Annotated in this window: 26 protein-coding genes and 1 riboswitch; of the genes, 14 read left to right on the top strand and 12 right to left on the bottom strand. The window is 56.2% G+C overall.

What is annotated here, in order from left to right:
* On the top strand, window positions 1-1,386 hold the full coding sequence (locus HGT1_RS15530; RefSeq protein WP_255200225.1) for a phenylacetate--CoA ligase family protein: 1,386 nt from the start codon (window positions 1-3) through the stop codon (window positions 1,384-1,386).
* Between the two features lie 112 nt (window positions 1,387-1,498).
* Here HGT1_RS15530 and HGT1_RS15525 read toward each other — a convergent pair whose 3' ends face one another.
* The 4 genes from HGT1_RS15525 to HGT1_RS15510 form a co-directional block, all read right to left on the bottom strand.
* Window positions 1,499-2,443 carry a 3-hydroxyacyl-CoA dehydrogenase gene (locus HGT1_RS15525; RefSeq protein ID WP_176250867.1) on the bottom strand — a complete coding sequence of 315 codons (945 nt, stop codon included), beginning with the start codon at window positions 2,441-2,443 and terminating at the stop codon, window positions 1,499-1,501.
* A gap of 147 nt (window positions 2,444-2,590) precedes the next feature.
* Window positions 2,591-3,352, bottom strand: coding sequence for an SDR family NAD(P)-dependent oxidoreductase (locus HGT1_RS15520; RefSeq protein WP_176250866.1), 762 nt, complete (start codon window positions 3,350-3,352; stop codon window positions 2,591-2,593).
* Window positions 3,349-4,677: a histidinol dehydrogenase gene (hisD, locus tag HGT1_RS15515; RefSeq protein WP_176250865.1), complete on the bottom strand. Its 1,329-nt coding sequence runs from the start codon at window positions 4,675-4,677 to the stop codon at window positions 3,349-3,351. Before hisD ends, HGT1_RS15520 begins: the two co-directional genes overlap by 4 nt.
* 111 nt (window positions 4,678-4,788) lie before the next feature.
* A complete protein-coding gene (locus HGT1_RS15510; RefSeq protein WP_176250864.1) occupies window positions 4,789-5,769 on the bottom strand; it encodes a LacI family DNA-binding transcriptional regulator in 981 nt (326 codons plus the stop codon).
* Between the two features lie 393 nt (window positions 5,770-6,162).
* Here HGT1_RS15510 and HGT1_RS15505 point away from each other — a divergent pair, with 393 nt between their 5' ends.
* Window positions 6,163-6,720, top strand: a complete 558-nt coding sequence (locus HGT1_RS15505; protein ID WP_176250863.1) for a hypothetical protein — start codon at window positions 6,163-6,165, stop codon at window positions 6,718-6,720.
* A 95-nt stretch (window positions 6,721-6,815) separates the two neighbouring features.
* Here HGT1_RS15505 and HGT1_RS15500 read toward each other — a convergent pair whose 3' ends face one another.
* Window positions 6,816-7,364 carry a DUF995 domain-containing protein gene (locus tag HGT1_RS15500; protein WP_255200224.1) on the bottom strand — a complete coding sequence of 183 codons (549 nt, stop codon included), beginning with the start codon at window positions 7,362-7,364 and terminating at the stop codon, window positions 6,816-6,818.
* Between the two features lie 443 nt (window positions 7,365-7,807).
* Between HGT1_RS15500 and HGT1_RS15495 the strand changes: the two genes are divergently transcribed.
* The 6 genes from HGT1_RS15495 to HGT1_RS15470 all read left to right on the top strand — a co-directional run bounded on the left by HGT1_RS15495 (window position 7,808) and on the right by HGT1_RS15470 (window position 14,298).
* Entirely contained in the window at window positions 7,808-8,818 is a 1,011-nt protein-coding gene (locus HGT1_RS15495; RefSeq protein WP_255200223.1) for a UDP-glucuronic acid decarboxylase family protein, read from the top strand.
* A 4-nt stretch (window positions 8,819-8,822) separates the two neighbouring features.
* Window positions 8,823-9,821: a UDP-glucose 4-epimerase GalE gene (galE, locus tag HGT1_RS15490; RefSeq protein WP_176250861.1), complete on the top strand. Its 999-nt coding sequence runs from the start codon at window positions 8,823-8,825 to the stop codon at window positions 9,819-9,821.
* A complete protein-coding gene (locus tag HGT1_RS15485) occupies window positions 9,805-11,667 on the top strand; it encodes a glycosyltransferase family 2 protein (RefSeq protein ID WP_176250860.1) in 1,863 nt (620 codons plus the stop codon). The genes galE and HGT1_RS15485 overlap by 17 nt, the downstream gene beginning before the upstream one ends.
* A 17-nt stretch (window positions 11,668-11,684) precedes the next feature.
* A complete protein-coding gene (locus HGT1_RS15480; protein WP_176250859.1) occupies window positions 11,685-12,575 on the top strand; it encodes a glycoside hydrolase family 26 protein in 891 nt (296 codons plus the stop codon).
* 542 nt (window positions 12,576-13,117) lie between these two features.
* Window positions 13,118-13,381: a hypothetical protein gene (locus tag HGT1_RS15475; RefSeq protein ID WP_176250858.1), complete on the top strand. Its 264-nt coding sequence runs from the start codon at window positions 13,118-13,120 to the stop codon at window positions 13,379-13,381.
* 41 nt (window positions 13,382-13,422) lie between these two features.
* On the top strand, window positions 13,423-14,298 hold the full coding sequence (locus tag HGT1_RS15470; RefSeq protein ID WP_255200222.1) for a glycosyl hydrolase: 876 nt from the start codon (window positions 13,423-13,425) through the stop codon (window positions 14,296-14,298).
* A gap of 80 nt (window positions 14,299-14,378) precedes the next feature.
* On the opposite strand, the gene HGT1_RS18355 is transcribed toward HGT1_RS15470, so the two are convergent.
* On the bottom strand, window positions 14,379-14,696 hold the full coding sequence (locus HGT1_RS18355; protein ID WP_255200244.1) for a hypothetical protein: 318 nt from the start codon (window positions 14,694-14,696) through the stop codon (window positions 14,379-14,381).
* On the opposite strand from HGT1_RS18355, the gene HGT1_RS15465 reads away from it, so the two are divergent.
* A complete protein-coding gene (locus tag HGT1_RS15465) occupies window positions 14,581-15,801 on the top strand; it encodes a branched-chain amino acid ABC transporter permease (RefSeq protein ID WP_255200239.1) in 1,221 nt (406 codons plus the stop codon). The genes HGT1_RS18355 and HGT1_RS15465 overlap by 116 nt on opposite strands.
* Before the next feature lie 37 nt (window positions 15,802-15,838).
* Here the strand turns inward: HGT1_RS15465 and HGT1_RS15460 are convergent, their stop codons facing one another.
* Entirely contained in the window at window positions 15,839-16,390 is a 552-nt protein-coding gene (locus HGT1_RS15460) for a 2OG-Fe(II) oxygenase (RefSeq protein ID WP_176250856.1), read from the bottom strand.
* A 277-nt stretch (window positions 16,391-16,667) separates the two neighbouring features.
* On the opposite strand from HGT1_RS15460, the gene HGT1_RS15455 reads away from it, so the two are divergent.
* The 3 genes from HGT1_RS15455 (at window position 16,668) to HGT1_RS15445 (ending at window position 19,392) form a co-directional block, all read left to right on the top strand.
* The gene (locus tag HGT1_RS15455) at window positions 16,668-17,018 is read left to right on the top strand and encodes an SHOCT domain-containing protein (RefSeq protein ID WP_255200221.1); all 351 of its coding nucleotides are present in this window, start codon (window positions 16,668-16,670) and stop codon (window positions 17,016-17,018) included.
* A gap of 78 nt (window positions 17,019-17,096) precedes the next feature.
* Window positions 17,097-18,500, top strand: a complete 1,404-nt coding sequence (locus HGT1_RS15450) for a multicopper oxidase family protein (RefSeq protein WP_176250855.1) — start codon at window positions 17,097-17,099, stop codon at window positions 18,498-18,500.
* 43 nt (window positions 18,501-18,543) lie between these two features.
* On the top strand, window positions 18,544-19,392 hold the full coding sequence (locus HGT1_RS15445) for a sterol desaturase family protein (RefSeq protein WP_176250854.1): 849 nt from the start codon (window positions 18,544-18,546) through the stop codon (window positions 19,390-19,392).
* 51 nt (window positions 19,393-19,443) lie between these two features.
* Here the strand turns inward: HGT1_RS15445 and HGT1_RS15440 are convergent, their stop codons facing one another.
* The 5 genes from HGT1_RS15440 to nrdH form a co-directional block, all read right to left on the bottom strand.
* On the bottom strand, window positions 19,444-20,679 hold the full coding sequence (locus tag HGT1_RS15440) for an MFS transporter (protein WP_217902990.1): 1,236 nt from the start codon (window positions 20,677-20,679) through the stop codon (window positions 19,444-19,446).
* A gap of 163 nt (window positions 20,680-20,842) precedes the next feature.
* On the bottom strand, window positions 20,843-21,817 hold the full coding sequence (gene nrdF / locus HGT1_RS15435) for a class 1b ribonucleoside-diphosphate reductase subunit beta (RefSeq protein ID WP_176250853.1): 975 nt from the start codon (window positions 21,815-21,817) through the stop codon (window positions 20,843-20,845).
* A gap of 8 nt (window positions 21,818-21,825) precedes the next feature.
* On the bottom strand, window positions 21,826-23,952 hold the full coding sequence (nrdE, locus tag HGT1_RS15430) for a class 1b ribonucleoside-diphosphate reductase subunit alpha (RefSeq protein WP_176250852.1): 2,127 nt from the start codon (window positions 23,950-23,952) through the stop codon (window positions 21,826-21,828).
* Entirely contained in the window at window positions 23,934-24,350 is a 417-nt protein-coding gene (gene nrdI, locus HGT1_RS15425) for a class Ib ribonucleoside-diphosphate reductase assembly flavoprotein NrdI (RefSeq protein ID WP_176250981.1), read from the bottom strand. Before nrdI ends, nrdE begins: the two co-directional genes overlap by 19 nt.
* A 6-nt stretch (window positions 24,351-24,356) precedes the next feature.
* On the bottom strand, window positions 24,357-24,578 hold the full coding sequence (gene nrdH, locus HGT1_RS15420) for a glutaredoxin-like protein NrdH (RefSeq protein WP_176250851.1): 222 nt from the start codon (window positions 24,576-24,578) through the stop codon (window positions 24,357-24,359).
* A 99-nt stretch (window positions 24,579-24,677) separates the two neighbouring features.
* Window positions 24,678-24,870: riboswitch (cobalamin riboswitch) on the bottom strand.
* Between the two features lie 164 nt (window positions 24,871-25,034).
* Between nrdH and HGT1_RS15415 the strand changes: the two genes are divergently transcribed.
* Both HGT1_RS15415 and HGT1_RS15410 read left to right on the top strand, forming a co-directional pair.
* Window positions 25,035-25,577, top strand: coding sequence for a flavodoxin domain-containing protein (locus tag HGT1_RS15415; RefSeq protein ID WP_176250850.1), 543 nt, complete (start codon window positions 25,035-25,037; stop codon window positions 25,575-25,577).
* A 102-nt stretch (window positions 25,578-25,679) separates the two neighbouring features.
* On the top strand, window positions 25,680-26,984 hold the full coding sequence (locus tag HGT1_RS15410) for a ferredoxin reductase family protein (RefSeq protein WP_176250849.1): 1,305 nt from the start codon (window positions 25,680-25,682) through the stop codon (window positions 26,982-26,984).
* Window positions 26,985-26,996: the final 12 nt, after the last annotated feature.

Genomic DNA, 26,996 nt, shown 5'->3' with positions numbered 1-26,996 from the left:
ATGCGTTTCAGTCTTCCTAGAGCATTGGGTTATTTTGCCAGCGGTCGTTGGACGGCTTGGGGCGGACGAAAACGCATAGACGCAAGACAACTTCACAATCTACGACGTCTCGTGGAAAAGGCGCGGCGCGATTCTCCTCTGTTTCGCAGACTCTATGCGGATCTGCGACCCTCAAGCGAGATCGAACTGCGCGACTTGCCCGTTACCCGCAAACCCGGCCTCATGGCAGAATTCGACGACTGGCTGACGATACGCTCTCTTCCCCTCGAAAGGGCCCACGAGCATCTTCGAGATATGCAGAAGGTCGGTGTGCCGGTTGAAGATGTTGCCGTTTTTCAAACCTCCGGTACGTCGGGCGAACCGGCAGTCATCGTCTTGTCGTCATCCTTCGTGGAATATGTCTATGGAATTATGATGGCGCGTTTCGAATTGTACCATTGGAGGCTCCTAAGGGACATCAGCAAGCTCGGCGTGAGGGTGACAATTAGCGGTGGGAACGGTCACTTTGCCGGAAACGGATTCAACAAGCTGATGCAACGCCTGTACCCACCACTGGCGAAGCGGTTGGGTTTAACCTTCATCGAGGCCGAGCAGCCGATTGATCGACTCGTTGACAGGCTCAATATGATCGGGAACGTCGCTTGGATCGTGACATACCCCAGCATGCTGGCCATCCTCGTCGAGGAAAAGATGGCCGGGCGGCTGCAGATCGAGCCTGCGCTTTTTACCACGGGTGGCGAGACACTCACGGATGACCTTCGAGAGCGGGCCGGGCGGGCCTTTCCTTCGCTGAAATACGGCATTTCCGATCCCTATGGGAGCACCGAATGCTTGGCGCTTTCGTTCGAGTGCAGCCACGGGAGGAAGCATGTGAACGAAGATTGGGTCATCCTCGAAGCCGTCGACGAGGCAATGCAGCCCGTTCCCGATGGCACGGTGTCAGAGACCGTTCTGCTGACGGTGCTCGCTAACGAGGTTCAGCCTTTTATCCGATACGATCTCGGCGACTGTGTCCGCTACGACCGGGACACCTGCCCCTGTGGGTCACCGTTCCGCAGTTTTCAGGTGGAGGGGCGACAGGCGACGCTTGTGCGTGTGGGCGAAGTGACGCTGTCGCCGCTCGTCTTCAATCTGGAGCACGCCCACGCCCGGCGCATCCAGCTGGTCCAGACGCGTGAGAGAGATTTCGAACTGCGCATACAATTGGCCGAGGAGGCGCTGGCAGGGCCGGTGTTTCAAGAGGTCATCGGCGCGGTGAAACAGGTATTTCGCGATAACGGGTTGGATGATGTCACCGTGCGCAAAAGCGATGCGCCTCCCGAATTCACCGCGAGCGGGAAGTTCCATGAAGTAATGCCTTTGCGACCTGCTGTCTCAGGGGCATGACATGAAGCGGCGAGGGCCAGCCTGCCTCCGCAGCAAAGCCCACGACACCTATCATAATCGACAACCAATTCTTGGGTAGGTCAGAGCCTTATCGGTCTACGGCACTGTCCCATCAATTTTCCTGGGTGCTTTGATGCGCGGCAAGGGCCATCAACCGCCGATCGCGCCATGTGCAGCGATCTGGCAGCGCCTCAAGCGGCAATGCCGCACGCCGTTCTTCATCCGCGCGCTTGATAAGCGCCTCGCTCCATGGGGCGTGAACCGGGCGCTCTGCGGCAATCGATTGATATAGGCCCCCCAAACGGTGGGCATAATCGGCAAGGCCACCCGGCGCGTTCAAATCTATGGTCTCAAACGGGCCCATGAAAGACCACCGCATGCCGAGGCCCTTTGAAATCGTCGTGTCAATATCGGCGAGGCTGCAATAGCCCTCTTCATAAAGCGCCCAAGCCTCGCGCAGAAGCACCCCTTGAAGACGGTTCAGAATAAACCCCTGGACCTCGCGCGTCACGCGGATCGGTTGCTGGCCGACCTCTTCCATCAGCGCATGCACGGTGTCTACCGCTTCGGGTAGGGTCCATGTTGCTGGGACCAATTCGACGACGGGCATCAGATAGGGTGGGTTCACCGGATGGGCCACAAGGCAGCGCGGGGCGATGCAGAGGCCAACAGTGAATTCGGAGGACGGAATTCCGGATGAAGAGGAGCCAACAATCGCATCATCATCAATCAACGTATCCAGTTCCTGATAAAGGCTCTGTTTTACATCGACTCTTTCGAGAATGGATTCTTGGATATACGTGGCCCCCCGAACGGCATCAGCGAGTGAAGAGGCGATCTTGACCCTGTCCGCGATGGCCGCAGGATCTTTGATCAAACCAAATTCCAGCAGGTCCGCAAGTGAGACTGCCAACCTGTCCGGCAGGGCAACCAAAAGATCGGGGTTGGCATCGTAGACCCGGACGTCATGCCCGGCGCGCGCAAATACTATTGCCCAACCCATTCCAACGAGGCCTGCGCCAACAACGGCGATTGATCTTGCTGTCGATGATGTCATGTCAGTGGCTCTTCTTTTTGAGTGAGAATTGGCTTGCACGCTCAAGTTTTAGCCACCCGCAAAGGTGTTTTTCGCAACCCGAACGCTCGCATTTGGGGGAAATGGAATTCCGAAGTGGCGCTGCTATGCCTGCCATCGGGTTGGTGCCTAATCTGCGGTCCACCCTCCGTCGATCATCAGGGCTGTGCCCGTTACCATCGCCGAAGCCTCTGACGCGAGATAGATCAGGCCACCCATGATATCGCTGACTTCACCAACACGTCCAAGTTTGATCTTTTCCAAGATCCACGCGGCTCTTTCGGGGTTGGCAAACGTAGGGGCGGTTAATGGTGTGCGAATGAACGTCGGACAAAGTGTATTGATGCGGATGCCAAGTTCGCCCCACTCGATCGCCATGGATTTCACCATACCCTCAAGCCCGTGCTTTGCTGCGGAATAGACGGCACGTTCTACGCCGCCAACATGGCCCATCTGGCTCGAGATGTGGATGATAGACCCAGACCTTGCTTCCCGTTTCATTGCTTTGGCTGCATAGGCGGATAAAAAATATGCCGAGCGAAGATCAACATCCATAACCGCGTCATAGTCTTGCGGGGTGGTTTCCAGGGCAGGGCTATGGCGCGCCATGCCTGCCGAATTTACCACCACATCAAACGCCGGCCCTTCAAACGTCTGCGCCAGTGCCCCAAGATCTGTTTGATCCAACGGTAGAGCGCGCGCAGACCAACCCGCCGCGCTAATCGCTTCCACGACTTGGGTCAGTTTCTCTGCGCCGCGTGCAGCGCAAATGACCTCGGCTCCGGCACTCGCTAGGGCAGTCGCACAGCCCAGCCCGATGCCAGAGCTCGCGCCCGTTACCAGCGCGCGTTTCCCGTCCAGGCGAAAAGAAGGCACCTGTGGCAAATTCATGAAGATGTCTCCTTGAAAGGTGCGCCTTCGCCATAAGGGACATTCACGCCACCATAACGCCGTACACGGATATTGCATTGTTCAGCGTGACCTACAAAACCCTCAAGCATGCACAGTCTCGACCCATATGCTCCGATTTCGGCGGCCGCCTCATCGGTTGTGATCTTCTGGTACGAATGCGTTTTGAGGTATTTTCCGACCCAAAGACCGCCCGTATAGCGGCCCGCCTTTTTCGTCGGAAGCGTGTGGTTTGTACCGATGACTTTGTCACCATTTGCCACGTTGGTTCGCGGGCCAAGAAACAGCGCGCCATAGCAGGTCATATGTTCAAGGAACCAATCATCGCGATCGGTCATGACCTGAACATGCTCCGAGGCGATATCATCGGCAACTTGCAGCATTTCCTCATAGGTATCGCAAACGATGACTTCACCGTAATCCTCCCAAGATACCCGCGCTGTGCCTGAAGTTGGCAAGATTTTCAGGATGCGCTCGATCTCGGCCATTGTCTCTGTCGCGAGTTTTTTGGAATTTGTCAGAAGCACGCAAGGGGAGTTATACCCATGTTCCGCCTGCCCAAGCAGATCGGTTGCGCATAGTTCGGCGTCAACTGTTTCATCCGCGATCACCATCGTTTCTGTTGGCCCGGCAAACAAATCGATTCCAACGCGCCCGAACAACTGGCGCTTTGCCTCGGCAACAAATGCATTGCCCGGGCCAACAAGCAGGTGAACCGGTTCTATTGTTTCGGTTCCGATGGCCATCGCCCCAACGGCCTGAATGCCGCCCATGACGTAAATCTCGTGTGCGCCGCCCAGATGCATTGCCGCGATCACTGCCGGATTGGGGGCACCATTGAACGGGGGCGTGCAGGCGATGATCCGTGGCACCCCAGCAACCGCAGCCGTTGCCACAGACATATGTGCCGACGCGACCATGGGAAATTTGCCGCCGGGCACATAGCAGCCCACCGATTGCACTGGAATGTTTTTATGCCCAAGGATCACGCCCGGTTGCATTTCGATTTCAATATCTTGCATGGAATCGCGCTGCGCTTGGGCAAAGCGGCGCACGTTCTCTTGCGCGAACTTGATGTCTGACATCTCGCGCGGACTTACCTGAGCCATCAGAGCATCAATTTCTGACTGAGACAACTTGAAGGAGAGGGGAGAGTAGTTGTCAAACTTTTCGGAAAGTGCGCGCACGGCGGTGTCGCCGCGTTCTTCAATGTCCTTCAGGGTGGCTTCAACAACACTGCGGGTTTTGGCGTCTTCGTCGGCGCGGTCTGACTCTGGCTTGCCGGTCTTCAAATAGCTGATTGTCATGATGGTGTCCTCATTCGCAGAGCGTTGGCTAAATTCCTTTTCTGGATATCGAAGGGCTTAATCCCCTGCAATAAATGTACATGACGATGAAATATTTCATTGCGCAAAAATTCAGGTGGTGTCCCGCTCGATCAAGTGGCCGGGCGTTATCCTGATCGTTCCGGTTGCGCCGGGATCCTCAATAAGCTGGGATATCAATGTGAGAGTGTCTTTGACCATTAGTCGAATTCTTTGGCGCACAGTTGTTAAGCGATACGACCGCCATGCCGCCATTGGCACATCATCAAACCCCACGATTGCCAAATCATCAGGAATGCAGAGCCCTATGGATTTTGCAGCATCAATCGCAGCAAATGCCATAATGTCGTTGGCGCAAAAGACCGCATCGGGAGGTGCATCGTTGGTTAAAAGATCTCGGACTGCGTCAAATGAAGTCTCGTAATCGAATTGGCCCGAAACGGATTTAAAAACCGGCATTTCTGCTTGGGTCATTCGATCTTCGAAACCGCGCCATCGCTCCAAATGGGTTGATGTATTTTTCACCCCGCCAACAAAAGCGATCTTCCGGTATCCCTTTGATAACAAGTGGTTCGCCACCTGTTGTGCCCCTGCGTAGTTGTCACAGCACACCGCAGAGACTGCTGTATTGATCTGGACACGGTTAAACAAAACAACTGGGATTCCCTTTTTCATACAATGCTCGGCTAAAGCGGATGAAAGCGTGGCTGATGTGACCACAACAGCGCTCGGTCGTTGATTGAAAACATGGGCCATGACACTGTCAACGCTTTCGCCTTTTGGCACGACATGCAAATCTAGCAACATGCCGCTACCTAGAACTGCGCTGGCAAATTCTTCAAGGATTGAAGGATAAAAGGGGTTCAATACATCCCCCACGACCAGTGAAATTGTGTTGGACCCGCTTTTCGCGGCAAGCCTCTGGGCAGGAATTGTATAGCCCATCGTTGCTGCCGTACGCAAAATCCGTTGCCGCATTTCAGTGGAGAGCGAGGACTGTGGGCGAAACGCTCTTGAGACAGCTGACACTGAAGTCCCCGCATGTAGGGCCACGTCTTTCGCCGTTACTTTCATATCACGCCTCCAAGTTTATGAAATTATTGCATGTGTTGATGTTGGATTTCTAGGGCGCATTCCGGCATTCACGTCTGGCATCGGAGCATGCGAACCCGTTACTTCGAATGGTCAGAGCAGGGCATCACTGTCCGCAAGGGTTTGCGCGCCTTGCAGAATTCCTTCGAGACCGTTCTTTAAGAACGCAAAGAAGAGATATCACCGCGGGTGCGTAAGATATTCATCGGACTCTTTGGTGATTGAATCTGGCTGGCGCTGCGATCAAAGCCCACTTGTCGCGCGAAGGGCTGATTGTCATAGTGAAAATGGTTGCAGAGTGGTCTGATTGATCAATGTCATGCCATCCTGAGCAACACGGTGCCAAATACGACCTTGGATACTATGGAGGCAAATATGAACCCTGACTCTCAATTCGATTCTTTGGTGGAATCCGAATTTGGACTGCTCCTTCCGGTGCGTGCCCTTGTTTCCAGCACGAACAGCTTTGCTTCGCTGTCGGGTGGCGGCTTCAGGCTTGATAACAAAGTCTTGACCCTCGACTGGCCATCAAAGGTGATCAACGCAATTGGCCTTACGCCCAAGGAAAGAAAAATTGACTTCAAATTTGATTGTCTGACCCGCATTCTCTTTACACCAAATGAAGAACGTTTCCCCTCCAGCTATTGGGGGATGCTTTTTGGCGATCAGATGCCCGGATTGGTCATGGAGTATGAAATTTCCGACGGCGAAAATACCATTGTTGATCACACAAACGAAGCTTGGTTCAGTTGGCCATGGCACGTGGATTACGTGAGCCGTCTTGCCTCAATCGAATCCGCATTAGCGGCCCAGACACAATTCGAGGAGCGCATAGGCTGGCTTGGATTGTCTGGTAATGCGGTGGATGGATCGAGTGCAGAACTGTTTGATGGTGTCGCCAACTACTTTGAAACCCTGAAGGTTGCGACATAGCCGAACTTTAAGGAGTGTCCGGTCTTCAGAACCCGCTTAGGGATCGCCAGACCGTTGGTTCGACCCTTTGCTTCAGACATGGGCCGTCTCGATCCTCAGGGCGTTTTGGCAATCTCCAGATAACGGGCCAACCGTGTGAACTCCGATGAGATCTGATTGCCGCGGCTGAGCCGGTCCTTGTTGAACGGATACCAGGGCCCATCGGCACTCTCGCTGGTCGACCAGAGCTGACCGTCGGCATCCTTGCGGAAATAGCGGCAGCTTGTCGTCTTTTCGCCGGTTTCGGTGCCGAAGTCCTGCCGCCAGCGCCAGATACTCTCGGTGCATAGTTTGCTCTGGGTCGTCACATACCACCGCCCCAAGCCCAAGCTCTGCTCGGTGGTATTGACGGCCCGCCAGGTGCCATCCGCGCCATAGTAACTTCCCGATCCCCGATTCCAGCCTTCCGTCCGGTTCGCGAACATCCGCAACAGCGTTTCGGGTGCAGGTTTCATCGTATCTGCCAGAATTGGGGTCTGGTCCGTGGTGCTCTCGCAGGCAGAAATAGCCAAGCAGACTGCCAGGATAGATGCCACACGACGTGCCCGTGATGTGGGTGCTGTCGGGCCGCATGGACCATTTGTTGCTGTGAAATCGGATGACATGGCGTGACCTCTTTCGTTTGCTCAAAGGGGCACCACTTCTCAGGCACCCAGATTGCTCCAATCCACATTCCGCGTGTCCGGCTGCCAATGCCACCGCGCAGAATATGACGTCTTGATACCGTCAATTCTCGTGTGCCCGAGCTTTAGACACATTGATGTATGTCAATATGGCCAAGTTAACACATTGATATGTGTCAAAGTTGCCGAGTTGAGATGAAGCTACAGTCATAGCCCTAGGCCCACGTTGGACAAAGGATCTTGCCTCGACTGACATAAATGCGGACCGCCCTGATCGGCCATCTGCACCAGGGTCGCCAGACATTTCGCGCTCAGCGCAGCCTTAAGCCCGGGAAGCGACCGTGCAGCAAGAAGCCCCTTCGGCCCGTCCCACACGGCGATAATCGCCGAAAGAAAGGTAAGTTGCTATGACAAGGATTATAGAAATGAAGCCGGACACAAAGGCCAAGTACGATATTGCGACGCCCATGGCCGGGAAGACTGTCATGGTGGCTGGTGGCGCGGGGTTTCTGGGGTCTCACTTGTGTCGCGCCCATCTTGATCGGGGCGCACGGGTGATCTGCGTCGACAATCTCTCGACGGGGCGTTTTAGCAACATCTCTTCGCTGCTCGATGATCCGGATTTTGCGTTTGTCCAGCATGACGTCATCCAAAAGTTTGAGTCCGCGGAACCGATAGATTTCATCTTCAACATGGCAAGCCCGGCGTCGCCACCGAAATACCAGCTGGACCCGATCGCGACGTTCGAGACCAATGTGATCGGCTCGGAGAACCTGCTCAAGCTGGCCAGTCAGACAGGTGCCCGCATACTTCAGGCTTCTACGTCAGAAGTATATGGCGACCCGTTGATCAGCCAGCAGGTCGAAAATTATCGCGGAAACGTCCAGACCATGGGTCCGCGCTCCTGTTACGACGAGGGCAAGCGGGCCGCCGAGACGCTGTTCTATGAGTTCCACAAGCACCGCGGGGTCGATATCCGGGTTGCGCGCATATTCAACACCTATGGCCCCATGATGGACCCTGCGGACGGGCGTGTCATCTCGAACTTTATCGTGCAGGCGCTGTCAGGCTCCGATCTGACCGTCTATGGGGACGGAAAGCAGACGCGGTCCTTCTGCTATGTTGATGACCTTTTGTCTGGCCTCATGACCCTGATGTACACCGAGGGAGATCTTGCCCGCCCCGTAAACCTTGGCAACCCGGATGAGTTCACCATCCTGGAACTTGCCGAGAAGGTTCTCGCGTTGATACAAAGCCGGTCGCGGCTGGTATTTAAGGATCTTCCCGAGGACGACCCGATGCAGAGACGGCCGGATATCGCGCGGGCCCATACCCTGCTGGGCTGGAAACCGAAATTCTCACTGCGCGAGGGGCTGCTCAAGACGATCCCGTATTTCGACGCCGAACTGGCGCGAACTTCAGCGGTGGAGGGCTGAGCTCATGGCCGCAACTGCCGTCATCGTGACCGGAGGCGCAGGTTTCGTGGGAAGCCACGCGTGCAAGGCACTTGCCGCGTCGGGATACCTGCCTATCACCGTCGACAACCTGAGCACCGGGCATGCCGATGCGGTGAAATGGGGCCCGCTGGAACAGATTGACGTGCGCGACAGATCGGCGCTCGCGGATGTCCTGCGCCGGCACAAGGCCACTGCCGTGATGCATTTTGCGGCCTTCGCTGTCGTCGCAGACTCGATTGCGCGACCGGACCAATATTATGACAACAACGTCGGCGGGCTTATTTCGCTGCTGGCGGCGATGAAGACGACCGGCATTGACCGGCTGGTGTTTTCCTCAAGTTGCGCGACCTACGGTATCCCGCCAAGCGTCCCGATCCGCGAAGACGCGCCGCAGGTGCCAATTAATCCCTACGGCTGGACCAAACTGATGGGCGAGCAGATGATCCGCGACCAGGCACAGGCCTTTGGGCTTCGTTATGCGATCTTGCGCTATTTCAATGCTGCCGGTGCCGACCCGGAGGGTGAATTGTCAGAACGGCATGATCCCGAAACCCGGCTGATCCCATTGGCCCTGATGGCCGCTGCCGGAACGCATCCGGGCCTCAAGGTCTATGGAACGGATTACGATACGCCGGACGGCACCTGCATTCGCGACTATATTCATGTCAGCGATCTGGCAGCTGCGCATCTCAAGGCTTTGCGCCACCTTGAACTGGGCGGCGAGCCTCTCGCGCTGAACCTTGGAACCGGGCGAGGGCAGTCCATCCGCGAGGTCTGCGCCGCGGTCGCGCGCGTCACTGGCCGGACTGTCCCGTCGGTAGACGCGCCCCGCCGCCCCGGTGATCCGCCAGCGCTTGTGGCCGATCCCTCGTCAGCACACCGCAAGCTCGATTTTCGGGCCACGCGATCCGATCTCGACACGATCGTTCGCGACGCCGCGCCCCATTTTGGGCTCGCCCTGCGCCATGACACAAACGTCTGAAAACCTTCCAAGCGCACCTCTGGTGCCGCCCCGGCCAGAAGCCACGGCGCAAGGATATATGCGCCGGCTGCTGACAGGGAGAACGCGTGTAAAGTACGATCTTCTCATCCTGTTCTGGGGCGGGGTAACGCTGTGGTTCTGGATCTGGTGGCTGGACCCCGCGCATATATTGCCCGGCGCTCAATACTGGGTGGCGACGACCGCCTTTGCCTGGCTCTTGTTCATGCAGGCCTATTTCATCCTGATCTTTCGCCGCGCAGCGGTGCCCGCAGGTGGTCTGCCCGACCCGTCCGAAACCCGCGTCGCCATGATCGTGACCAAAACGCCGTCCGAGCCGTTTTCCGTGGTCAAACGAACGCTGGAGGCGATGCTTTCGCAAACCTATCCGCACGACACATGGCTTGCCGATGAAGACCCGCAGCCCGACACCATCGCCTGGTGTGATGCGCATGGGGTCCAGATTTCAACGCGCAAGGACCGGCCCGATTATCATCGTGCACAATGGCCCCGGCGCACACGCTGCAAGGAAGGCAATCTGGCCTTTTTTTACGATCACTATGGCTATGACCGCTATGATTTCGTTTCGCAATTCGATGCGGACCATGTGCCCAGCCCGACCTATCTGGCGGAAATTCTGCGCGGTTTTGCGGACCCCAAGGTCGGCTATGTCAGTGCGCCATCGATGTGCGCGGCCAACGCGGCGCAAAGCTGGGCCGCACGGACACGCCTGCACACCGAGGCGGGTTTTCACGGGGTTTTCCAGGCGGGATATGCTGGGGCGCTGGTCCCGATGTGCATCGGCTCGCATTATGCCGTGCGCACCCGCGCGCTGCGCGAGGTCGGCGGGCTGGGCCCCGAACTGGCCGAGGATCATTCCACCTCGATGCTGTTAAACGCAGGCGGCTGGCGCGGTGTCCATGCGATTGATGCGCTCGCTGTAGGCGACGGGCCCGCGACCATCGCCGACCTATGCACGCAGGAATTCCAGTGGTCGCGCAGCCTTTTGACGCTGCTGCTAAGCCACACGTCGCGCTATCTTCCCACGCTGCCGCCACGGCTCAAGTTTCAGTTCGTGTTCTGCCAACTTTGGTATCCGCTGTTCGCGACATTCATGCTGGTTCTCTATCTGATGCCGATTGCTGCGGTCGTGTTCGACATGCGCTATGCCGATGTCACGTACCCCGCCTTCGTGTTCCACGCGATCTGGCCTGCCGTTGGGGCGACAATGATGGCCTTTGCGATCAAGCGCGACGGTTTCTTTCGCCCGCGCGATGCCAAAGTGCTTGGCTGGGAAAAGGCGCTGTTTCTCGCGCTCCAGTGGCCTTGGGTGCTGTGGGGATGCACAATGGCCCTGCGCGACCGGATATCAGGCCGCTTTGTCGATTTCCGCATAACTCCCAAGGGCGAAGCCGCCGAGGCATTGCTTCCGCTCCGGGTTGTGCTGCCCTACGCAGCGCTGGCCTTGGGCTGTATCCTGCCGGTTCTGCTGGTCAACGAGTTGGACGAGGCACTGGGTTTCTACTTCATCACACTGATGAACGGTTCCATCTATGCCGTGATCACCATCGTCATCGTGATCCGGCACATAAGGGACAACGCGATCCCGATCCGCCACGCTCTATCGGCGATCCCGATCCAGGTGCTGACTGTGCCCATGTTGTCGGTTCTCCTAATATGGGCCCTCGTATTCCGGGGCCCAGAAAGCATACTCGCCCTCAGCGTTGGCTTGGTGGACGCAGAAATTGTCTCCTACGAATACATGGTGTCGGGTGCCGGAATGGGCGGAGGCGACAATGTCAGATTTCGGTGGAATCCCGAATTCTGGAACAATCTTATAAATTTCTAGCAAAAGGAGGATATCCAATGACCTGCAATCCTAAAGGCCTGCACCTACCAGGCATCCTAGCTGCGACGCTTTTGTCGGCAACGACAGCTCTGGCCGCACCACCCGGATCGTTGCCATTTGGCGTTTACGATCCCGAAGGTACCTTCAGTGAAGATGCTGACGTGCGCATCGAGCATCTTTTCCTGCCCTGGCAGGATGTCTACCTTCCATCGCTTCTGGAAGCTGACGCCTATGCGACCGAGCGTGGCCGGTCTATTCTGGCGACGATCGAACCCTGGACCTGGACGCGAAACGAGCGCAACCGGCCCTCTGTCTTGATGGCCGGTATCCAGAACGGCGATTTCGACACCAACATGGCCGAAATTTGCAAAATCTTCAGTGGCTTCCAGAGTGCGGTAACCGTGCGTTGGGCGCATGAAATGGAGGACGTGTCAGGTCAGTTCATCTGGGCCGGTTGGGACAAAGACACTTATATCGCCGCCTATAAACGCATGGTCGACGTCTGCCGCAAAGAGGCATCGGACATTGATTTCATGTGGTCGCCGCTTGGTCTGGAAGGCATGGAAAAATACTATCCGGGCGACGACTATGTCGATGTGATCGGTTTGTCGGTGTTTGGGCTGCAAGCCTGGGAAAAAGAGATCACCGGGCAAGAGCGCAGCTTTCGCGAGGTTCTTGATCCGCGCTATGAGCGTGCGCTGCAATTCAACAAGCCGATCATTGTGGCAGAGTTGGGATATGTCGGCGACCAGGCCTATTTCGACCGCTGGAACGAGGATATCCGCCAAGATCTCGACGGGCTTGATCGGCTGATCGCGGTTGTCTACTTCAACTATCCCGAGGTCTATCCATGGCCTGATGGGTTTGGTCTGCCGGACTGGCGCTTCGACCACAATATCCTCGAGTAACCAAATTGCGCTTGCATCGGCGGTATACTGCCGATGCAGGCGTCACGATACTGCACTCATAGCGTGTACTAAATAAATCAACGATTTAGTAGCATTTGATCAGGTAAAAGCAGACCTGAAACCGCCTCTTTCCAGACCGTATGGGGCGGAAATCTTGCTGTGCGCGACATAGACGGGACCAAGGCTGTTTTCTCGATGCCATTCTTGCTGTAGTTACGCCCCTACCCACCGTTTTAGCTCGGCGCAAGACCGAGATAATTTGAGCTACGGTCGAGAGGAGCAGTCTAATGGCAAACGCAGAGTGCGCGTTCTCGCGCAACTTAGGTAATTTGTTTTGCCGCGCGGACTTTCTCACAAATGTTTTTGCATTCGGCCTGGCCGCCAATCGGGGCCCTGACCCAATTTGCCCAAATTTCGCCGCCTTTTCGCCTGCGAAAGGGCGTCATCATCCCCCATCATAGAACATCTTCCTTCACACAAGACGGTATCCGTCCCTTTGGGCGGGGGCGGTCATCAACCTAAAATGACGGAGAGCAGCAACCATGACCATCACCAGACAGAGCATCCGGCCCGCCACCCGTATCTTGGCCGGCGCGATCGTGGCAACCGCGTTGTGCGCTGGCGCAGCCTTTGCAGACCAGAACAAATCAACAAAGACGCGGACGCAGACCACCAAGGCGAGCCTCAACCTGCTTTCCCTACCGCGTTTGGGAAAGCCTGTCGTGCGCGTGCGGCAAATGGGTTCTGGCAGCTGGATTTGTTCGCCCGCCGGCTTTGGCCAGCGTTCGCGCTGCTACCGCGGCTGAGGACCAACATTGCGACAGAATAAATCAAGGAGACCAGAGATATGACTATGGCCCGGAAGGTCTCGTCGTTCGTCGGGGCATTGATTTTGATGGCACAAGCTGCGGTGGCGCAGAGCGCCGGTGTAGGCGCTTGGGAAAACCCAAGTTATACAACGCTTGAGTGGATCGAGAGCCAGCGTGGTCTTGGCTGGTACTATAACTGGCGGGCAGACGAAATCTGGCAAGACGGCAATCGCCGCCGCTCTGTCGAATTCGTCCCAATGATTCACACTGCGGCAAACATCGATGATCAGATCCGATCCAGCCGCAAGCCAAGCACCCTTTTGGGCTTTAATGAACCAGACGGGCATGGCGGGAGCCATCAGGCCGGAATGAGTGTTCAACAGGCTGTCGCGCTTTGGCCACGGCTCGAGGCATCCGGTCTGCGTCTTGGCAGCCCGGCAACCACCCAAGAGGGAACACTCGGCCAAAAGTCCTGGCAGCGGAATTTCATGAACGAGGTCGAACGGCGCGGTCTGCGCGTCGATTTCATGGCGGTTCACTACTATTCGAAAAATGGCGACGTGGCCGCATTTCGCAAATGGCTGATTGCGGTTCACAAGGAATACCGGCGACCCATCTGGGTGACCGAGTTCGCCTTTATCGACTGGTCCAGACCGGGCCGCGCAACGTATCAGGCCAATGCGAGATTTGCGCAAGCCGCAGTGCGCATGTTGGATGACCTGCCCTTTGTCGAGCGGTACGCCTGGTTCGCCGCGAACCCCTATCCTTGGAAGGGCAAGGTGCCCGCAATCAATCTGGTGGACAACAAGATGCGGCCTACGCCAGTGGGGGCGGCCTATGCCGAAGCGATCTCCGCAGGCGCAACGGTCACTATCGCGAGCCTCGCGCCGCAAGGCGGGCAAACGTCACGCTGACGGCCCTTCCGCAGTTCGTTTGGCACATCCCATAAACGCACCTATTGCGCCTGCCATCACACGGGCCGGCATAGGGGCTGCTAAGCGATTTTTATTACCCAAAAGAAAGATGATTGAAGTTCATCAGCCTGCAGCCGTTGAGTAACCCGACGGTTGGTGTCAGTTGTTTCAGGACCGCGGCGCTTGTATCTGCGCCGGTTCCGGTCGAATTGGAATGAATTGCGTAAATATATGAAAAAGAACAACTCTGTATTGCGCGGTCCGGATGTTGCCCTTCGTTCCTTGTCGAACACCCTGTTGCCATGGGTTGCCGCAGTTGTGATTTTGACGATGTTGCCTTCCGTTTTTACAGCAAATTCGACGATCACCATCATGAACCAAATGGCGATCACCATCATTTTCGCGCTTTCTTACAATATGTTGCTAGGTCAGGCAGGCATGCTGAGTTTTGGTCATGCGATCTATTTAGGTTTTGGCGGGTTCATGTGCATTCATGTGATGAACCATCTGCAGGCGGCCGGTGTCCCCATTCCACTTCCCTTTCTACCTTTGTTTGCCGGTTTCTTTTCCATGGGTATGGCAATGCTGATCGGGTCGTTTTCGACCCGCCGGTCAGGCACCGTGTTCGCCATGATATCGCTAGGCGTGGTCGAACTGGTCGCATCGTATTCGATCATTGGTTATTCGTTCTTCCGTGGCGGCGGGGTCGGCGGCGACAGGACCCTTGGCGTGCCGTTCTTTGGCGTAGAATTTTTGCGCCAGATAGAAGTCTATTATCTGATTTCCTTCTGGTTGGTTGTCTCTGTTGGCCTCATGTATTTGTTCACCCAAACGCCGATGGGACGGATGGCCAATGCCGTCCGGGACAATCCCGAACGCGCGGAGTATTTGGGATATTCGGCACGGTGGGTCCGGTTTTTTTCGTTCTGTGCCGCGGGCTTTTTCGCCGGTGTCGCCGGAGGGTTGTTTGCGATAAACTATGAATTGGCCACGGCTGAAAACCTCAGCGTACAGGCTTCGGGAACCATACTGATGATTGCGTTTTTGGGAGGGATCGGGGTCTTTTATGGGCCGATCCTGGGGGCAGTCGTGTTCACATTGCTACAAACGGTACTTAGCCTGCATACCGATCTGTGGCAGCTATATGTCGGGGTTTTGTTTCTGGCCGCAGTGATGTTTTTCCCCTCGGGTCTGGCTGGTGTCTTGATCATGCATCTTTCTGTGATCCGGCAGAACAGATGGGCAGAATTGCTCGGCCCGTATTTCAAAACCGTAGGCCCCGCTGTTATCGGAACGCTGGGCGTTTGCGGTTTGGTTGAGTTGGTGTTTCACAGCCGCCACCTTGCCCGCGGGGGGCAAGAGATGACCTTGTTTTGGATCACCTTTCATACCTCCAACCCAGCCCCTTGGTTGATCGCTGCCGGAGTCGCGATAATCGGCATATGGATCAGCAAACGCAATGCGCCGGCACTGTCGACTGCTTGGCGGGCTATCTGCGATTAATCGATAAAGTGGGCCTGCAAGGGGTATTGATGGTGTTTCACCGAAATGCCGGACCGTGCGCCCAAACAGTCAATGAATAACGTATGCCACCTTTGACCGGCGTCACCTGATGAAGTGTGAAGCTTGGAAAAACACTGGCACACCCCTGAGCGCGACTGGCGGTGAGTATCTGAGCGCCAGGCATAACTTCCAGATCGCCGCCTTCGTAGGTATCGGCGGCACTTAATTGCAGCACGAGCGTGAGCTTTCTTTTTCCCGAGGCCGGACCGCCGCCAATATCGGAGTGCCAGGCGAAGTGCCCGCTATCTGACGACTTGTAGATTGCCACCTGAGGGCTTTCGGCAAACTCGTGCAGGTCAAACCCGTACTGATCTTTGTTGGCGCTCCGGACAATCTCGATCAGGCGCTCCATCACCCACTCCATGCCAGCCAGGTTATCAGTCCAGACCAGCTCCGCTTTACGAAGATTGTGATTTTTATTGCGACCGACGAGGAGAGCTTCATCGGTTGACGCTTCGGAAACCATCGCAATAATCAGCGCACATTCACTGATGGTAAACGCATCGGGTATCGCATGTAATGAGAGCATTCCGTCCACCTTTTCGAATTGTAAAAGAGACTTCTTGGAAGAGCGTGCTGGGTTGCAAGCAACCTGACAGCACGAAAGGGCCCAATCACACCTCGTAACATGAAACGATCGCGAGTGTGCGAAAGATAAAGCCGACATCGGTGCAGGCGGTTGCAGTTTCTTTCGGCGGGAAGGCATGACCTTTGCTGTCTGCTTGATGTAGATCACAATGGCCCCTCTGGTTTGATGGTATCTGCGAAAATGACGGCTGTTGGAGCCGCATAATAGGAGACGTCAGATGCCAATGAAAAATATCTCGCGGATCGCAGGATTGGCCGCGGTGACGGCAACATCAGCTGCGGCGCAAGTTGTTGAAGTTCCAGAACTTTACGAGCAGTCCTTCCATGGGCACGATATGATGTGGGGCGACAGTCAGTGGGGCGGCTTCGGCATGTTTCTTGGGCCGGTATTCATGATCTTGCTGATCGTCGGGATCGTCGTGGCCACTATCTTTATCTTGCGCCTGCCCAATGGTGGCACTGCATTGCAGCCAAACACCAACGCCCTGGCGATATTGAACGAGCGCTTCGCGAAGGGCGAGATCGACGCTGAAGAATTCAATGCGCGCAAGAAGGCGTTACTTGACTAAATCTTGGGCAAGCAGACATTTAAGATGTAGGGTCATGATCAGCACGGTTTTGGTCAAACATTGCGCTGAAAGGCTCCCATGAAAAGACGTCAGTTCCTGAGTTCTTCTGCAACCGCCCTTGCTGCCGCAGCAGCCCTGTCGCACGGGGCTGCGCGTGCATTTGCGCAAGAACAAACCCCCAAGCAGCGTCTGTCCATGCCGCCGCTTCTTGATACACGCTCAACGGGGCGTCTGTCTTTGCAAGCGCAGTCGGGCAGTCAAACCTTTCTTGGCGGGGTGGCCACACCAACGGTTGGGTTTAACCAAGACTATCTGGGGCCGACAGTTATCCTCAAGAACGGGGACCTTGCCGCGGACGTAAAAAATGGGCTCAAGGCCCCGGTCAGCGCCCATTGGCATGGTCTTTTGGTGCCCGGAGAACATGACGGCGGCCCGCATCTGCCGATCGCACCGGGCGAAAGCTGGCAACCAGAGATGCATATCGCGCAAGACCCCGCAACCATCTGGTATCACTCCCATATCCACGAGCGCACGGCAGAACAGGTGTATTTCGGGCTCGCGGGGGTCATTCACATCACGGACGGAGAGGACGACGCGCGCGGTTTACCATCGGCCTATGGTGTCGATGACCTGACGCTTGTCTTGCAAGATCGCCGTTTCGATAACGCGGGCCGCATGGTTTATGATCCCTCGATGATGGACGTGATGCACGGGTTTGCGGGCAACCGTTTGCTGGTCAACGGCCAAACGGGTGCGACAGCGGTCGTGCCGCAGGGGATTGTGCGGCTGCGCCTGCTCAACGGGTCAAATGCGCGGGTCTACACATTATTTCTGGACGATACGCGGCCGATGCATCTGGTCGCGACGGATGGCGGGTTCCTTCCCGAACCGATTGCTTTGAACACGCTGACCCTTGCGCCGGGTGAACGCGCCGAGGTGCTAGTGGATATGTCAGACGGCAAGGCACCTGTCCTGTTGAGCGATCCGGCCCAACCTTACGGCGTTCTGCCTTTTGCGGTCGACGCGACGCTGCCTGCGCGCATCACCCGCCTGCCAGACAAACTGGACGGTGTGTTGGAGGACCTTGCCGGAAGCGAGGTCGAAAAGCGGGATATCTCGCTTGATATGGGGATGGGCGGCATGATGCGCGGTGGCGGCTTTGCCATCAATGGACGCCCTTATGATATGGGACGGATCGATTTTGCGGTCGCGCAGGGCACTGTCGAACGCTGGCGCATCCGCAGCACGATGATCGCCCATCCGTTCCACGTGCATGGTGTACGGTTTCGTGTGCTGAGCGAGAACGGCGCGCCGCCGCGACCTGAAAACACAGGCTGGAAAGATATAGTTCTGGTGCCCGGCGAAGCAGAAATCATCGCGCGTTTTGACCAACCCGCCGGGCAGGAGACGCCTTATATGTTCCACTGCCATATCCTCGAGCATGAAGATGCGGGGATGATGGGGCAGTTCACGGTCACTTAAAGGGGCCCGTTATTGAGCCGAAGATTCACGGGAAGGATCAAAAATGCCGACGTCAGAACACATCTTTGCTGCCGAGCCGCAGTTGCGCCTTGGGGTGTTCCTTGTCGTTTTGGCAATCATGGCGCTTTGGGAAGTGCTCGCCCCGCGTCGCCGGCGCGATATTCCGCGGGTGATCCGCTGGTCAAACAATCTGGCCTTGGTGGTCATAGACATAATTGTTTTGCGCCTGACCTTTCCGATCCTCGCGGTCGGTTTGGCCATCATCGCACAAGAACGCGGCTGGGGATTATTCAATTTAATCGAGGCACCGGCTTGGATTGCTGTTCTTGTGAGTATCATCGTTCTGGATTTGGTCATCTATTTACAGCACGTTATGTTTCATGCGGTTCCTGCCCTTTGGCGGTTGCACCGTATGCATCACGCTGACCTTGAATTTGATGTCACGACAGGCCTGCGGTTTCACCCCATCGAGATTGTGCTGTCGATGGGGATCAAACTGGCAATGGTGCTGGTCTTGGGTCCGCCTGCCGTGGCGGTCTTGATCTTCGAGGTCTTGCTCAACGCCACCGCGATGTTCAACCATTCCAACGTTCGGCTGCCTCTGGTCGTGGACCGGCTCCTGCGTTTGATCATGGTCACGCCTGATATGCACCGTGTCCACCACTCTATCCTGCCCGCGGAAACGAACAGTAATTTCGGGTTTAACCTGCCGTGGTGGGACAGGCTATTGGGCACCTATAGGGCGCAGCCTGCTGCGGGCCATGACGCCATGACCATCGGCATAGAGCAGTTCAGAACGCGGCGCGATCTATGGCTCGACCGGATGTTGGTTCAACCCGTCAAAGGTCCTGCAAGCGGTTATCCAATCAATCGGGAAGCAAGTGATAAGTAATATACCCACGCCTGAATTTCAGACGTAGACAAGATAGGGGCCGTCAGGAAATCAGGCATTTTCTTGAGGTTTGTGAAAAGCACCCAGTGCGGGCAGGTACCAACGCAACAGACCTAGTCCAGCCAAGGCAATCGCCGTCAGGCATGCCCCCGAGAGGAATGTGGCCTGTGCGCCGAACCCTTCCCAAAGTACGCCAGCCAGAATACTTGCCGCCAGCAGGGCCAGCCCTCCGGTCAGGTGGAACATTCCAAAAGCTGTTCCGCGCAGTTCCTGTGGGGTGGTGTCGGCAACAAGTGCTGCAAGCAGCCCCTGCGTTAATCCCAGATGCAAACCCCATAGTGCCACGCCGAAGCCTACGCCAACCAGACCATCTGCGAATGCAAGCACAAGATCGGCGGCGATAAGAACGCAAAATCCGATGATCAAAAGCGTTACGCGATGATAGCGGTCGGACAGCGCCCCCGCCGGATAGGCGACCAGCGCATAGACAACGTTCATCAACACCAAAACCATCGGGATCAGCACCAGTGGCAGCCCTATGCCTTGCGCCCGCAAAATCAGAAAAGCCTCGCTAAAACGCGCAAGCGAGAAGACCGTCGCAACCGCGACCACCAGCCAGTAGTTTGACCCGAGACTGTTGAGTTCGGGCAAGCTTAGAGGGAATTTTACCTTGCGCAGGCCGGTGGGTCTGGGGGGTTCGTGGACGGCAAAGACCAGCAGAGCCAAGGCGAGAAAGGCGGGGATGACAGCGACCCAGAAAACCGCCTGAAAGTTATTGGCGGTCAGCCACATCAGGAAAATGGCCAGAAGCGGCCCCAGAAAAGCGCCAATAGTATCAAGGGATTGCCGCAACCCAAAGCTGCCGCCGCGCATGTGCGCAGGGGCCATATCAGCGATAAGCGCATCCCGCGGCGCGCCACGAATGCCCTTGCCGACCCTGTCGATAAAACGGGCCGCGATCAGCAAGTTGACGGAGCCTGCCAAAGGGAAGATCGGCTTGGTAAAGGCCGCGAGGCCATAGCCGATGACGGCCAGAAGTTTGCGCTTGCCCAGCCAGTCCGACATCGCGCCCGAGAAAATCTTGACGATGGAAGCCGTTGCCTCTGCGATGCCTTCGATGATGCCCACCGTGACCATCGACACGCTCATCACGGTGACCAGATAAACCGGCAACAACGCATGTATCAGCTCGGATGAAATATCCATGAACAGGGACACGCATCCCAGCACCCAGATCCCTTTCGGGATCTCGCGCATCCGCGCTAATATGGGTGATGCGGTGGCCATTTGAAAATCTCGCTCGGGATATGGATTTCAATGAATGCTTGTGTTCATTCCTAGCCGGTATGACCGTGCATGAGTATCGGTAATTGGATCGGCGGCCCTGCATTTGGTGCCCGACGTCGTATCGCCGGACACCAATGCAATTTAGCGCTGCCATGTTCGGATGTCAGAAATCCCAATCTTCGTCTTCTGTCGCCACGGCCTTGCCAATGACGTAAGACGAACCACTGCCGGAAAAGAAATCGTGGTTTTCGCTGTCTGGCGACAAGGCGGCAAGGATCGCGGGGTTCACCTCGCAGACTTGTGCGGGGAACAGCGCCTCGTAGCCCAGATTTTGCAGCGCCTTGTTGGCATTGTAGTGCAGAAACGCTTTCACATCCTCGGTCAGGCCCAGATCATCATAAAGCTCTGCGGTATATTGCGCCTCGATCTCGTAAAGGTCGAACATCAACGAAAAAGCGAAGTCCTTGAGGGCATCGCGATCGGCCTGTGGCAGGTGTTCGGTGGCGCGCTGGAATTTGTAGCCGATGTAATAGCCGTGGATCGCCTCGTCGCGGATGATCAGGCGGATCAGATCGGCCGTGTTGGTCAGCTTGGCGCGGCTGGACCAATACATCGGCAGATAGAAGCCCGAATAGAAAAGGAAACTCTCCAGAAACACCGATGCGATTTTGCGCTTTAGCGGGTCGGCTGTGGCGTTGTATTCTTGCAAGATCAAACGGGATTTCGCCTGAAGATGCGGGTTTTCCTCTGACCAGCGAAAGGCGTCATCGACCTCTTTCGTGGAACATAGCGTCGAAAAGATCGACGAATATGACCGCGCATGCACGGCTTCCATGAACGCGATGTTGGTCAGAACGGCTTCCTCGTGCGGGGTTTGTGCATCGGGCATCAGCGACGGCGCGCCAACGGTGTTCTGGATCGTGTCGAGCAGCGTTAGCCCTGTCAGTACGCGGATCGTCAGCGTGCGCTCGTCCGGTTTCAACGTGGCCCAGCTTTGCACATCATTGGACAGTGGCACCTTTTCAGGCAGCCAGAAATTGACTGTCAGGCGGTTCCAGACCTCAAGGTCTTTGTCGTCCTGGATGCGGTTCCAGTTGATGGCGCGGGGTACGGCGGTGGCGTGGTCAAGGTCTTTCATATCGGGCCTCACAATGTGCAGGAAACGCAGCCGTCGACTTCCGTCCCCTCAAGGGCGGTTTGGCGCAGGCGGATGTAATAGATGGTTTTGATGCCCTTCTTCCACGCATAGATTTGCGCGCGGTTGATGTCGCGGGTCGAGGCATCGGCGGGGAAGAACAGGGTCAGCGACAGGCCCTGATCCACATGGGTGGTTGCGGCGGCATAGGTGTCGATGATCGCTTCGGGCCCGATTTCATAGGCATCGCGGTAGAATTCGAGGTTGTCGTTGTTCATGAAAGGGGCAGGGTAATAGACGCGCCCGATCTTGCCCTCTTTGCGAATTTCGATCTTGCTGACGATCGGATGGATCGAGGAGGTGGAGTTGTTGATGTAGCTGATTGACCCTGTGGGCGGCACCGCTTGCAAGTTGCGATTATACAGCCCGTGTTCCATGACCAGATCACGCAGCTTGGCCCAATCTTCGCGGGTTGGCAGGTCTTTGCCCTCAAACAGCGCCTTTACCGCGTCACTTTCGGGCAGCCAGTCGCTGGTGGTGTAGGTGTCAAAAAACGCACCGCTTGCATAGGTTGAGGTCGCGAAGTCTTTAAAGGTTTCGCCCTTTTCCTGCGCCAAGAGGTTGGACGCGCGAATGGCGTGATAGGCGACAGCGGCGAAATAGACTGAGGTAAACTCGACCCCCTCGGCGCTGCCATAATGGATGCGTTCGCGCGCCAGATAGCCGTGCAGGTTCATCTGTCCCAGCCCGATCGCATGGCTTTCGTCATTGCCGCGACGGACGGAGGGCACCGCATTGATCGACGACATTTCAGACACAGCCGTCAGCACCCGAATGGAGGTTTCGACCGTTGCGCCAAAGTCGGGGCCATCCATCGTTTTGGCGATGTTAAGCGACCCCAAGTTACAAGAGATATCCGTGCCAAGGTGGTCATACCCCAGATCGTCGTGAAACGTGCTGGCCTCGTTCACTTGCAGGATTTCCGAGCACAGGTTCGACATTGCGATGCGCCCGTTGATCGGGTTGGCGCTGTTCACCGTGTCTTCGAACATGATGTAGGGATAGCCGCTCTCGAACTGGATTTCAGCGAGTGTCTGAAAGAATTCACGGGCGTTGATTTTCTTTTTGCGGATGCGTTTGTTGTCGACCATCTCGGCGTATTTTTCGGTCACTGAAATGTCTGAAAACGGCAGGCCATAGACACGCTCAACATCATGCGGCGAGAACAGGTACATATCCTCGTTTTTCTTGGCCAGCTCAAAGGTGACATCAGGGATCACCACGCCAAGGCTCAGCGTCTTGATGCGGATTTTTTCATCCGCGTTCTCGCGCTTGGTATCAAGAAAGCGCAAGATATCAGGGTGATGCGCGTTCAGATATACCGCCCCCGCACCTTGCCGCGCTCCAAGCTGGTTGGCGTAGGAAAAGGAATCCTCCAGCAGTTTCATCACGGGGATGACACCGGAGGACTGGTTTTCGATCCCCTTGATTGGCGCGCCTTGTTCACGAATGTTGGTCAGCATCAAGGCGACGCCGCCGCCACGCTTGCTCAGTTGCAGGGCTGAATTGATACCACGCCCGATGCTTTCCATGTTGTCTTCGAGCCGCAGCAAGAAACAGGATATCAACTCTCCGCGGCTTTGCTTTCCGGCATTCAGGAATGTGGGCGTGGCGGGTTGGAAGCGCCCCGACAGGATTTCGTGCATGAACGCCATCGCCTGCACCTGATCGCCACGGGCCAGCGTCAACGCGGTCATAACCACGCGGTCCTCATAGCGTTCCAGAAACCGGTTACCGTCGCGGGTTTTCAGCGTGTAGGAGGTGTAATATTTGAACGCGCCCAGAAACGTGGGGAAACGGAATTTTTGCGCAAATGCGGCCTCCCAGATCTGGTGCAGGAAGGCGCGCGGGTATCCGTCAAGCACCGCCGCTTCGTAATATCCTTCGTCGACCAGATAGTTCAGTTTTTCGTCCAGCGAATGAAAGAACACGGTGTTCTGGTTCACATGCTGAAGGAAATATTGACGCGCTGCCATGCGGTCTGCGTCAAACCGGATATGACCCTGAGAGTCGTACAGGTTCAGCATCGCGTTCAGCGCGTGATAATCCATCCCTGCGTCTATACCGTCATCAAGCATTGCGTTCTCCAAAATTTGTCCAGCCCATCGCGGATGCGGGCGATATCATTGTCTGTTCCTGCCAGCTCGAACCGGGTGAGCACGGGCACGTTGCATTTTTGGGCGATCACATCGCCAGCCAGGGCGAATGTCGCCCCAAAGTTGCGGTTCCCCGCGCCGATCACACCGCGCAGCAGGGCGCGGTTGGCGGGGGCATTCAAAAACCCGATCACCTGTTTGGGGACCGCCCCGCGCCCTGCGCCATCGGCAAATGTCGGGCAGATCAGCACAAAGGGGCGAGCAGGGGATGGCATCGGGTCGGATGGGCGGATCGGTATGCGCATGGCCTCAACGCCCAAGGCTGCAACCAGCCGCGCGGTATTGCCCGTCGCAGACGAATAATAGACCAGCCCGCCCATTTCCATTTATGCCAGTTGGCCGATCATATCGGGGCGAAACCCGGCCCAATGCGCATCACCCGCCACAACGACCGGAACCTGACGGTAGCCCATTTCGGTCACGTCATTCATCGCGTCTGCATCTTGTGTCAGGTCGATAACGCGGTAGTCCAGACCGCGCATGTCCAGCGCGCGGGTGGTGGCCGTGCATTGCACGCAAGCAGGTTTCGAATAAACAGTGATGGTCATGCCCATATCCTTTGGTTGTTTTGCAAAGGAACAGGGGCGCGCAGGGTACCGCCTGAATAGGGCCATACCATAAACACGTCCCCAAGCCCTCCGCTCGCGGTTATCGTATCGTGCTTGGGCAGGTCTCCTGGCTCGCGGCTCGAATGTGTTGCCATCCTTCCCGGTGCAGATGCACCAGTGGGTAAAAGGCCAACACTTGCCGCTTACAGTTGCGGGGGCAGCGCCGGTATTTCACCGGCTTCCCTCTTAGCCTGCGACGCGAGTCGCAAGAACCAAAGCATCTATATCTTGAGGTGCTTTGCCATCGGCTGTCAATATACTGCGTTTTTATTTGTCGAACTTTCCGGCTTTGACCAAGATCAATGCCGCAGCCTTGAAACATGTTCAAATCCAGAAACGCGGCTAGGGCATCGCAATTCCCCGGTTTGAAATTGCCGTCTATGATTGGAGACATGCATGAAAGTTCTGATAGCCTATGCTTCAACAGAGGGGCAAACGCGAAAGATCGCCCAGAGATTGGCCGATCACATCGTGGATGGCGGGCGTTCTGTCGAACTTGTGGAACTCGCGAATGCGACGCGGATGGATCTCCAGCGGTTTGATGGCGTCATTCTGGCGGCCTCGGTCCATGTGGGTCACTACCAGCGGGCACTGACCAATTTCGCGGCGGAACGGTCCAAAGACCTTCAAGCAAAGTCCACTCTGTTCTTGTCAGTATCACTTGCCGCGGCGGGGCATGACGCCGAAGATTGGAAGGGTCTGGATAAGATCAAAGAAGAGTTCATCGAAGCGACGGGCTGGACGCCAAGCCGTGTTGAGCAAGTCGCGGGTGCATACGTTCCATCAGAGTATGATATTTTCCGACGCTTCATCATGCGCCGCATTCTGGCCGCAAGAAATCCGGAGGCAGACTTGGACGCCGATAAGGAATATACGGATTGGAATTCACTTTACAGGACAACCGATGATTGGCTGGCGGGGATCAACGGCGCTGATTAACCAGATCAAAGACGGGGTTCAGAGGCTGAGGCACACCTCTTGGGTGCCAGCGCCGACCCCTGACGTAATTGCTGCGACGTAAGAATTGGATCACAAAAGAATATGAAGCCGCTGTTTTTGATTGTCTGCTATATTGCGGCTGTCACCTTGCCCCTCATCTTGTCCTGGCTGGTCGGTGGGCCACCGCGGGCATTCCATCAGGAACTTGCCTCCGGCCTTGGTATTCTTGCGTTTTCCATGATCCTTATGGAGTTTGTCCTTTCCGGCCGCTTCAAGAATATCTCGAACGATATCGGCATGGATGTGACCATGCGGTTTCATCAGATCATGGCAAGGATAGCACTGGGCTTTGCGGCGTTTCACCCTTTTCTATATCGCGGTACACCGTCTGGCGGCCAGCGCCCCTGGGATACGACCCGCCAACTGGTGATCACGACTGATATTGCTGATCTTGCCACAGGTATTGCGGCGTATTTGATCCTACCCAGTTTTGTAATTCTTGCGATCTGGCGCAGCAAATTGGACTATAAATACGAGACATGGCGATTGATGCATGGCGTTGGTGCGCTGTTGATCGCCGTGCTTTTGCTGCATCACACAGTTTATGCGGGGCGCTATGGATCGCAGACTGTGATGACCGGTTTCTGGCTGGCAATGACCGCCGCCGCTGCCGGGTCGCTTTTCTACGTTTATCTGCTCGCGCCGCTTCGGGAAAAATCCCGCGCGTGGAGTGTGACCTCTGTTGTGCAGGTGACGCCGAAACAATGGGAATTGACCTTAACGCCCGACGGTCACTCAGGCCTTGATTACCAAGCGGGACAATTCGTCTGGCTGAACGTGGGGCATGGCCCGTTTTCATTGAAAGAGAACCCTTTTTCCCTTTCGTCAGCACCCGCCGCAGGGCCAGAAATCACTTTCATGATCAAGGAGCTTGGCGATTTCACCCGGACCATCAGTCAGATAAAATCTGATACGGTTGCGTATCTGGATGGCCCGTTTGGCAGCCTGAATGTCGAAGGCCACACCGAACCGGGCGTTGCCTTGATCGCGGGCGGCGTGGGGCTTGCACCCCTGCTGGGAATTCTCAGGCAGATGCGCCTGACCGATGATCCGCGACAGGTTAAGCTGGTTTACGGAAACCGCTCCGCCGATCAAATCGCCTACCGCGAGGAGCTGGAAAGGGAGGGCACGACCTTTGTCTTGTCCGAACCGCCGGAGACTTGGCAGGGCGAAACAGGGTTTATTGATGCGGCGCTTTTGGATCGGGTTTTCTCGCCCGACCACTTCAAAGAATGGGTCTTTGTCCTGTGTGGGCCGTCAATCATGATGGACATCGTCGAAGACCATTTGATCATGCGTGGCACGCCGTCTCATCGTATCCTGTCAGAAAGGTTTGACTATGATTGACCGACTGAGGCA

The sequence above is a fragment of the Sulfitobacter sp. HGT1 genome, assembly GCF_013282155.1.
Lineage (GTDB): Bacteria > Pseudomonadota > Alphaproteobacteria > Rhodobacterales > Rhodobacteraceae > Sulfitobacter.
The sequence above is the reverse complement of the archived record's forward strand: the minus strand, read 5'-3'. Positions and strand labels throughout refer to the sequence as shown.

Bases quoted from the DNA above. Each gene is read 5' to 3' on its own strand.
- HGT1_RS15530 (WP_255200225.1), top strand. From the start codon at position 1: ATGCGTTTCAGTCTTCCTAGAGCATTGGGTTATTTTGCCAGCGGTCGT.
- HGT1_RS15525 (WP_176250867.1), bottom strand. From the start codon at position 2,443: ATGACATCATCGACAGCAAGATCAATCGCCGTTGTTGGCGCAGGCCTC.
- HGT1_RS15520 (WP_176250866.1), bottom strand. From the start codon at position 3,352: ATGAATTTGCCACAGGTGCCTTCTTTTCGCCTGGACGGGAAACGCGCG.
- hisD (WP_176250865.1), bottom strand. From the start codon at position 4,677: ATGACAATCAGCTATTTGAAGACCGGCAAGCCAGAGTCAGACCGCGCC.
- HGT1_RS15510 (WP_176250864.1), bottom strand. From the start codon at position 5,769: ATGAAAGTAACGGCGAAAGACGTGGCCCTACATGCGGGGACTTCAGTG.
- HGT1_RS15505 (WP_176250863.1), top strand. From the start codon at position 6,163: ATGAACCCTGACTCTCAATTCGATTCTTTGGTGGAATCCGAATTTGGA.
- HGT1_RS15500 (WP_255200224.1), bottom strand. From the start codon at position 7,364: ATGTCATCCGATTTCACAGCAACAAATGGTCCATGCGGCCCGACAGCA.
- HGT1_RS15495 (WP_255200223.1), top strand. From the start codon at position 7,808: ATGAAGCCGGACACAAAGGCCAAGTACGATATTGCGACGCCCATGGCC.
- galE (WP_176250861.1), top strand. From the start codon at position 8,823: ATGGCCGCAACTGCCGTCATCGTGACCGGAGGCGCAGGTTTCGTGGGA.
- HGT1_RS15485 (WP_176250860.1), top strand. From the start codon at position 9,805: ATGACACAAACGTCTGAAAACCTTCCAAGCGCACCTCTGGTGCCGCCC.
- HGT1_RS15480 (WP_176250859.1), top strand. From the start codon at position 11,685: ATGACCTGCAATCCTAAAGGCCTGCACCTACCAGGCATCCTAGCTGCG.
- HGT1_RS15475 (WP_176250858.1), top strand. From the start codon at position 13,118: ATGACCATCACCAGACAGAGCATCCGGCCCGCCACCCGTATCTTGGCC.
- HGT1_RS15470 (WP_255200222.1), top strand. From the start codon at position 13,423: ATGACTATGGCCCGGAAGGTCTCGTCGTTCGTCGGGGCATTGATTTTG.
- HGT1_RS18355 (WP_255200244.1), bottom strand. From the start codon at position 14,696: ATGATGGTGATCGCCATTTGGTTCATGATGGTGATCGTCGAATTTGCT.
- HGT1_RS15460 (WP_176250856.1), bottom strand. From the start codon at position 16,390: ATGCTCTCATTACATGCGATACCCGATGCGTTTACCATCAGTGAATGT.
- HGT1_RS15455 (WP_255200221.1), top strand. From the start codon at position 16,668: ATGCCAATGAAAAATATCTCGCGGATCGCAGGATTGGCCGCGGTGACG.
- HGT1_RS15450 (WP_176250855.1), top strand. From the start codon at position 17,097: ATGAAAAGACGTCAGTTCCTGAGTTCTTCTGCAACCGCCCTTGCTGCC.
- HGT1_RS15445 (WP_176250854.1), top strand. From the start codon at position 18,544: ATGCCGACGTCAGAACACATCTTTGCTGCCGAGCCGCAGTTGCGCCTT.
- HGT1_RS15440 (WP_217902990.1), bottom strand. From the start codon at position 20,679: ATGGCCACCGCATCACCCATATTAGCGCGGATGCGCGAGATCCCGAAA.
- nrdF (WP_176250853.1), bottom strand. From the start codon at position 21,817: ATGAAAGACCTTGACCACGCCACCGCCGTACCCCGCGCCATCAACTGG.
- nrdE (WP_176250852.1), bottom strand. From the start codon at position 23,952: ATGCTTGATGACGGTATAGACGCAGGGATGGATTATCACGCGCTGAAC.
- nrdI (WP_176250981.1), bottom strand. From the start codon at position 24,350: ATGGGCGGGCTGGTCTATTATTCGTCTGCGACGGGCAATACCGCGCGG.
- nrdH (WP_176250851.1), bottom strand. From the start codon at position 24,578: ATGACCATCACTGTTTATTCGAAACCTGCTTGCGTGCAATGCACGGCC.
- HGT1_RS15415 (WP_176250850.1), top strand. From the start codon at position 25,035: ATGAAAGTTCTGATAGCCTATGCTTCAACAGAGGGGCAAACGCGAAAG.
- HGT1_RS15410 (WP_176250849.1), top strand. From the start codon at position 25,680: ATGAAGCCGCTGTTTTTGATTGTCTGCTATATTGCGGCTGTCACCTTG.